Origin of the sequence: Roseovarius sp. MBR-6 (genome assembly GCF_040547525.1) — a bacterium.
Taxonomy (GTDB): Bacteria; Pseudomonadota; Alphaproteobacteria; order Rhodobacterales; family Rhodobacteraceae; genus Roseovarius.
Map to the genome: position 1 here is coordinate 436,945 of NZ_JBEPPW010000002.1, position 6,805 is coordinate 443,749.

Below are 6,805 nucleotides of genomic sequence, written 5' to 3' on the forward strand. Positions count from 1 at the left end.
TTGCGGCCCTCCCTTACAGAATTTCCGACGCCCGGTCGAAGATTTCCGCGATATGATTGGCGCGCCGCCCGGTGCCATCGGCGATCTGGTGCCGGCAGGAGGTGCCGTTGGCGATCACGATATCATCGGGCGCGGCGGCGCGCACGGCGGGCAGAAGCGACAATTCGCCCATTTTCAGCGATACGTCCATGGTTTCCGCCTGATAGCCAAAGGCCCCCGCCATGCCGCAACAACTGCTCTCGATGGTCTTGGGGTCAAGGCCGGGGATCAACGCCAGCGCCGCGCCCATATCGCCCATCACCCCTGCCGCCTTCTGATGGCAATGGCCGTGGACATGGGCGGTCTGGCCCAGATCGGCCAGCGGCAGATCCAGCCGCCCGGCCTGTGCCTCGCGGGTGACGAATTCCTCGAAGAGATAGGCGTTTTGGGACAGTAGCCGGGCGTCCTCGCCCGGCAAAAGCGTGAGAAACTCGTCGCGCAGCGTCAGGAGGCACGACGGCTCCAGTCCCACCACCGGCACGCCCGCGCGGACATGCGGCAGGAGGGCGTCAAGCGTGCGCTGCGCCTCGGCGCGGGCCTGCCCGATCATCCCCGCCGCCAGATAGGTGCGGCCACAACAAAGCGGGCGACCGGGGGCATGGGCGGCGATCACCTCGTAACCCGCGCGCACCAGCACGCGCAGTGCGGCGCGGGGGATCTCCGGCTCCATCCAGCGGTTGAACGTGTCGGTGAAGAGAATGACCTTGCCCGCCTTGGCCGTGGACCGGGCGCGCTTGATCTCCGCATCCTTGAAGAAATCCCCCCGAAACAGAGGCAGGGAGCGCGCGGCGGCCAGCCCGGTCAGCCGCTCGCTCAGCGCCGCAAGCATCGGCACCCGGTTGCGCAGCACGAAGAGCCAACGCAGCGCCACGGCCACGCGCGCATAGCGCGGCATCTCGGCAATCAGCCGCGCGCGCAGGCCGAAGCCCAGCTTTTGCCCGCGCTGATAAAGCACCTCGGTCTTCATCTTCGCCATGTCCACGCCGGTCGGGCATTCGCGCTTGCACGCCTTGCAGCCGACACACAGCTTCATCGTCTCGGCCATCTCGTCGGAGAAAAGCGCATCCTTGCCCAAGCGCCCCGATAGCGCCAGCCGCAGCGTGTTGGCCCGGCCCCGCGTCACGTCGCGCTCGTCGCGGGTCACGCGGTAGCTGGGGCACATCGCGCCGCCCGCCAGCTTGCGGCAGGCACCGTTGTTGTTGCACATCTCCACCGCGCCCTGAAACCCGCCGCCCGCGCCGGTCCACTCCGACCAGTCATGCCCGGTCTTCAGGTCCGCGAAATCATAGCCCGGCGGATAGCGCATCAGTGTCCGGTCATCCATTTTCGGCGCATGGACGATCTTGCCGGGGTTGAGGCGGGCGTCGGGATCGAAGGCCGCCTTGACCTCTTCAAACGCGCGCAGGATGCGCGGCCCGAACATCGCGCCGTGAAATTCCGAGCGCACGATGCCGTCGCCATGCTCGCCGGAATGCGACCCTTTATATTCGCGCACCATGGCAAAGGCCGCCTCGGCAATCTCGCGCATCTTGCGCACGTCCTGCTCCAGCTTGAGGTTGAGGACCGGGCGCACATGCAAACAGCCCTCGGAGGCATGGGCATACCATGTGCCGGTGGTGCCGTGGCGATGGAATACCTCTGTCAGCCGGTCGGTGTAATCCGCCAGATGATCAAGCGGCACGGCACAATCCTCGACAAAGGACACGGGCTTGCCCGCCTCCTTCATCGACATCATGATGTTGAGGCCCGCCTTGCGCAACTCGCCAATCTCGGCGGCAAGGGCCATATCCCAGACCTCGACCACGCCGCCCTCATGGGTGCCGCCGCGCCCGAAACCATAGCCGAGATCCGCCATGGTATCGTTGAGGTGCGCCATGTTCTCGGCGTTCTCGGGCGGGCTGTCGGCGAATTCCACCAGCAGCATCGCGGCAGGCGCGCCGCGCACGAATTGCTCCAGCGTCTTGGCATAGATGGGTATCGCGCGGGCAAGGTCGATCATCGTCGAGTCGACCAACTCCACGGACGTCGGCCCAAGCGCCACCAGCGGTTTCGCCGCCTCCATCGCGGCGCGGAACGTGGGGAAATGGCAGACGCCAAGGACGCGGGTTTTCGATGGCAGGGGCGAAAGCCTGATCTCGATGGCAGTTGACGTGGCCAGCGTGCCCTCGGAGCCGATCAGCAGATGGGCAAGGTTGATGGGGGCCGCACCGGGCACCAGCGCATCGATATTGTAGCCGCCCACCCGGCGCTGCACTTTCGGGAAGCGCGCGGCGATTTCTTCGGCCTCGCGCGCGCCCAGATCGAGCATCTGGCGCAAGAGCGCCTCGGGCACGCGGTTGCCCGATCCGGGGCCGAAATCGAAGGGGGTTCCGTCAGCGAGAAACCCCTCGATCCGCTCCACATTATCGCGCGTCGTGCCATAGCGCAGCGAGCGCGAACCGCAGGAATTGTTGCCCACCATGCCGCCTATGGTCGCGCGCGAGGCGGTGGAGACATCAACCGGAAACCAAAGGCCATGCGGCCTGAGCGCGCGGTTCAGATCATCCAGAACGATCCCCGGTTCCACCACCGCGCGACGCCCCGCCACATCGAGTTCCAGAATCCGGGTAAGGTATTTCGAGCAATCGACGATCAGCCCCGAATTCACCGTCTGCCCACATTGCGAGGTGCCGCCGCCGCGCATCGTCAGCGGCAACCCGCCCTCGCGTGCGGCGTCAATGGCGGCGGCGATATCGCTGGCCGCGCGCGGCACGATCACGCCTGCGGGCATGATCTGATAGATCGAGGCGTCGGTGGCATAGCGGCCGCGCGAAAAGGCATCGAAATGCGTTTCGCCGCGCACCTCGCGGCGGAGGCGGTCCTGAATGGCGCTGTCCAGCATGATCCCCCGATCCGGTGATGACTTGAGATAGTGTCTTGACAGAATATTGAATTCAGAATTCAATTCAACAAAATTAACGCTCGTCCGGGCCTGCCATGTCCGGTTGCGTTGCGCGACAGCGCCGTGATTTTTCGGGGGGAAAACCTATGCCTGCTGGCCGTCACTTTCTGCAAATTCCGGGGCCGTCCAACGTGCCCGACCGTATCCTGCGGGCGATGGATTATCCGACGATGGATCATCGCGGCCCCGCCTTCGCCGATGTCGGGCGCAAGGCGCTGGAGGGGATGAAGCGCATTTTCAGGACAGAGGCGCGCGTGGTGATCTACCCGTCCTCGGGCACCGGTGCGTGGGAGGCGGCGCTGGTCAACACGCTCTCGCCCGGCGACACGGTGCTGATGTATGAAACCGGGCATTTTGCGATGCTGTGGCAAAAGCTGGCGGGAAAACTGGGGCTGAACCCGGTCTTCATCGACGGCGACTGGCGCAGCGGGGCCGATGCAGGTGCCATCGAGACACGGTTGCGCGAGGACCGCAGCCACGAGATCAAGGCCGTCTGCGTCGTGCACAACGAGACCTCGACCGGCTCTGTCACCGACGTGGCCGCCGTGCGCCGCGCGATGGATGCGGCGGGCCACCCGGCGCTTCTGATGGTCGATACGATTTCCTCGCTGGCCTCGATCGACTATCGCCATGACGAGTGGGGCGTGGATGTGACCGTCTCCGGCTCGCAAAAGGGGCTGATGCTGCCGCCGGGCCTGTCGTTCAACGCGGTCAGCGACAAGGCGATGAAGGCGTCGGAAAACGCCGCGCTCAAACGCTCCTACTGGAGCTGGGCGGAAATGGCCGGGCCGAATGACACCGGCTATTTCCCCTACACGCCCGCGACCAACCTGCTTTACGGGCTCAACGCGGCCATCGACATGCTGGAGGAAGAGGGGCTTGATGCCGTCTTTGCCCGTCACAAGCGGCACGGCGCTGCGGCGCGCGCGGCGGTCGAGGCATGGGGGCTGGAGGTGCTGTGCAACAAGCCCTCGGATCGCTCGCCTGTGCTGACGGCCGTGATGATGCCCGAGGGGCATTCCGCCGACAATTTCCGCTCCGTCACCTTGCGCAACTACGACATGTCGCTTGGCAATGGCCTGTCGAAAGTGGCGGACCGGGTGTTCCGGATCGGCCATCTGGGCGATTTCAACGATCTGATGCTCATCGGCACGCTGGCCGGTGTGGAAATGGGCCTGCGCGATGCAGGCGTGCCGCATCGCGCGGGCGGCGTTCAGGCGGCGATGGCGGTGCTGGGCCGGAAATTCGACAGCGCCCGCGCCGCCGCCTGACCGGACGCAGAACGACCGCCGCACCGGGGGGAGCCGTGTGGCAAAACGAAACCAAGGGAGGAAGACAATGAAAAAGACACTGATTGCAACCGTGGTGGCAAGTTTCGCGGCCCTGCCCGCGACCGCCGCCGATACAACGCTGAAATTCGGCCATGTCGGGGCGCCGGGCTCGCTTTTCGAGGCGACGGCCAACCATTTCGCCGCCTGCGTGGCCGAGAAATCCGGCGGCAAGGTCGAGGTGCAGACCTTCGGTTCGTCGCAGCTGGGCACTGACAAGGAACTGTTGCAGAAGCTCAAGCTGGGGCAGGTGGATTTTGCGCTGCCTTCATCGGTGATGTCCTCGGTTGATGCCGTGTTCGGTATCTTCGAGATGCCCTATATCATCAAGGATCGTGACCATATGCGCCGGGTGCAGGACGCGATGATGGACACCTTCCAGAGCGCCGCGCAGGACAACGGCTATCACATCGTCGGGCTGGCCGAGAACGGCTTTCGCCACATCACCAACAACACACGGCCGATCAACACGCCCGAGGATCTCAAGGGGATCAAGCTGCGCACGCCCAATGGGGAATGGCGGGTGAAGATGTTCCAGCAATACGGGGCCAACCCGACGCCGATGTCCTTCTCGGACGTGTTCACCGCGCTCCAGACAGGGGTCATCGACGGGCAGGAGAACCCCTATGCCCAGATCGCCTCGGCCAAGTTCCAGGAGGTTCAGAAATATCTCTCGATCACCGGGCATGTCTATACGCCGGCGTATATCCTGACCTCCAAGAGAGCGTTTGACGGACAGCCGGACGATGTGAAGGCCGTGCTGTCGGACTGCGCTGCTGACACGCAGACCTTTACCTACGAGACGGCGGCGCAGATGGAGACCGACCTGCTCGAGGTGATCAAGGCCGCCGGGGTCGAGGTGAACGAGGCCGACAAGGACGCCTTCATCGCCGCGTCCAAGCCGGTCTATGACGCCTTCGCCGCCGAGGTCGAGGGCGGGCAGGAACTGATCGACACGGTGCTAGGTCTGGGCAACGCAAGCTGAATGCCGATCCGGTGGCCCTAAGCGGGGTCGCCGGATGTTTACCTGTCCCCAAAGATGGACTTCTCCCGGCACGCGCGTGCCAGGGGGGAGCCATGCAGCGCAAGACTGGCCCGAATGAACGCTCTTCTTCACCGAACGAACCGGATCGCAAGCACGCTACTGGAGTGGATCACGGTGCTTTTGATGGTCGGCCTCACGGCCATCGTGATCATTGCCGTGATCGCCCGCCTGATGGGGCAAAGCTTTTCGTGGTATGACGAGGTGGCCGCGATCATGCTGGCGTGGATCACCTATTACGGCTCGGCGCTTGCGGCGCTGCACCGGCGGCATATCGGGTTCGACTCGGTGCTTTTGGCCATCCCCAAACGGTTCAGGATGATCGCGGTTCTGGTGGGCGAGGCGCTGGTGCTGCTGTTTTTCCTGTTGATGGCGCGGGCCGGGTTTCAGGTCCTGGAGGTGCTGGCGGGTGACACGCTCACCTCTCTGACATGGGTGCCGGTGCAATTCACCCAATCGGTGATCCCCATCGGGGCCATCCTCTTCATCATCTGCCAATTGCTCAGCCTGCCCGATTACTGGTCCAAGACCGCGCGCGGGGTGTCGCTGGAACATGCCGAGATCGAGGAAGAGGTCGAGACCGAACTGGCCAAGAACAAGGAGCGCGCGTGATGCTGATGCTGGCGATTTTCGCGGCCCTCGTGGCGATGATCTGCATCAATGTGCCGATTGCCATCGCCCTCGCCCTCGCGGGCGTGCTGGGCCTGCTGGTGACCGAAGGGGCGGGCAGCCTCGTGACCATCGCGCTCGACATGTATGGTGGCGCGACCAAGTTCTCGCTCATCGCCATTCCGATGTTCGTGCTGGCGGGGGCGATCATGAACGCGGGCGGCATCACCGACCGGCTGATCAATTTCGTCTCGGCGATCATCGGTTTCGTGCGCGGTGGCCTTGCCATGGTCAATATCGGCGTGTCGCTGTTTTTCGCCGAAATTTCGGGCTCGGCGGTGGCAGATGTCGCCGCCATGGGGTCAATCCTCATTCCGCAGATGAAGAAACGCGGCTATTCCAAGGAATTGTCGGCGGCGGTCACCTCGTCCTCGGCCTCATTGGCGATCATCATTCCGCCGTCGATCCCGATGATCCTTTATGCCGCGTCGGCCAATACCTCGGTCGAGCAGCTTTTCGTCGCGGGCGTGGTGCCGGGGCTTCTGGGGGCTGCGGGACTGATGTTCGTGGCCTATATCTTTGCCCGCCGCTACAACCTGCCCACGGAAGAGGCGTTCAACATCCCCCGCCTGCGCGAGACCTTCATCGACGCGCTGCCCGCCTTCACCCTGCCGGTGATTATCCTTGGCGGTATTTTCGGCGGCTATGTCACCGCGACCGAGGCGGCGGGGCTGGCGGTAATCGCAGCCATTGTTGTGTGACACTCTATTCCGAAGTGTTTCCGGATAAGCCCCGAAGAGGTCGGCCTTTGCCGGATGGGGCAGTAAAATAAGGGGAGTATGGACG

The 6,805-nt window shown here is 64.2% G+C and carries 5 protein-coding genes; 4 read left to right on the forward strand and 1 reads right to left on the reverse strand.

Going from position 1 to position 6,805, the window contains the following annotated elements; translation table 11 throughout:
* Positions 1-13: 13 nt before the first annotated feature.
* The gene (locus tag ABIE57_RS04550; protein ID WP_354537812.1) at positions 14-2,920 is read right to left on the reverse strand and encodes an FAD-binding and (Fe-S)-binding domain-containing protein; all 2,907 of its coding nucleotides are present in this window, start codon (positions 2,918-2,920) and stop codon (positions 14-16) included.
* Between the two features lie 146 nt (positions 2,921-3,066).
* Here ABIE57_RS04550 and ABIE57_RS04555 point away from each other — a divergent pair, with 146 nt between their 5' ends.
* From ABIE57_RS04555 to ABIE57_RS04570, 4 genes are all read left to right on the forward strand, one after another.
* Positions 3,067-4,251: a pyridoxal-phosphate-dependent aminotransferase family protein gene (locus ABIE57_RS04555; RefSeq protein ID WP_354537813.1), complete on the forward strand. Its 1,185-nt coding sequence runs from the start codon at positions 3,067-3,069 to the stop codon at positions 4,249-4,251.
* A gap of 67 nt (positions 4,252-4,318) precedes the next feature.
* Positions 4,319-5,293: a TRAP transporter substrate-binding protein gene (locus ABIE57_RS04560; RefSeq protein WP_354537814.1), complete on the forward strand. Its 975-nt coding sequence runs from the start codon at positions 4,319-4,321 to the stop codon at positions 5,291-5,293.
* A 114-nt stretch (positions 5,294-5,407) separates the two neighbouring features.
* Positions 5,408-5,962, forward strand: coding sequence for a TRAP transporter small permease (locus tag ABIE57_RS04565; protein ID WP_354537815.1), 555 nt, complete (start codon positions 5,408-5,410; stop codon positions 5,960-5,962).
* On the forward strand, positions 5,962-6,720 hold the full coding sequence (locus ABIE57_RS04570; protein ID WP_454283717.1) for a TRAP transporter large permease subunit: 759 nt from the start codon (positions 5,962-5,964) through the stop codon (positions 6,718-6,720). The genes ABIE57_RS04565 and ABIE57_RS04570 overlap by 1 nt, the downstream gene beginning before the upstream one ends.
* The last annotated feature ends 85 nt before the right edge of the window (positions 6,721-6,805 follow it).

Bases quoted from the DNA above. Each gene is read 5' to 3' on its own strand.
- ABIE57_RS04550 (WP_354537812.1), bottom strand. From the start codon at position 2,920: ATGCTGGACAGCGCCATTCAGGACCGCCTCCGCCGCGAGGTGCGCGGC.
- ABIE57_RS04555 (WP_354537813.1), top strand. From the start codon at position 3,067: ATGCCTGCTGGCCGTCACTTTCTGCAAATTCCGGGGCCGTCCAACGTG.
- ABIE57_RS04560 (WP_354537814.1), top strand. From the start codon at position 4,319: ATGAAAAAGACACTGATTGCAACCGTGGTGGCAAGTTTCGCGGCCCTG.
- ABIE57_RS04565 (WP_354537815.1), top strand. From the start codon at position 5,408: ATGAACGCTCTTCTTCACCGAACGAACCGGATCGCAAGCACGCTACTG.
- ABIE57_RS04570 (WP_454283717.1), top strand. From the start codon at position 5,962: ATGCTGATGCTGGCGATTTTCGCGGCCCTCGTGGCGATGATCTGCATC.